Below are 494 nucleotides of genomic sequence, written 5' to 3' on the forward strand. Positions count from 1 at the left end.
GTGCCGAAACGGCCAAACGGAATGGTTGCGGCGATGTCCTTGTTGACCTGCGTGCGGTAGGCATCGGGAATGCCGAGCTTGTCGTACAGCGGCGTTTCGACCGGGCCGGGGCTGACGGCGTTGACGCGAATGCCGCGTCCGAGCAGTTCGCTCGAAAGCGTCTTCGACATGTTCAGAAACGCAGCCTTGGTCGCGGCATAAACCGACGAACGCTSCGCGCCGACGTGCGCATTGATCGAYGTATTRAGCACCACCGATGCGGGGCTCGCRAAGACAGGCAGCAAGGCCTGGATCAGGAAGTAYGGCCCCTTGACGTTGATAYCGAACGAGCGATCGAACATTWCTTCCGTCCACTCTTCGATCGGCATCCAAACGGATACGCCAGCGTTGAGGAAGGCGATGTCGAGCTGACCATAGTGAGCCTGGACGGCTTGCGCCAACTCCTTCTGCGCAGCCACGTTGGCTGAATCGGCGCGCAGCACCAGAACTTCGCT

The 494-nt window shown here is 60.4% G+C and carries 1 protein-coding gene; it reads right to left on the reverse strand.

Annotated features, from left to right (window positions below):
* Positions 1 to 494 (reverse strand): SDR family oxidoreductase (locus tag AC1DSC_RS32700; protein ID WP_478132100.1); only part of this gene is annotated, 494 nt, incomplete at both ends.

It is taken from the genome of Variovorax sp. 01N425, from assembly GCF_056399465.1.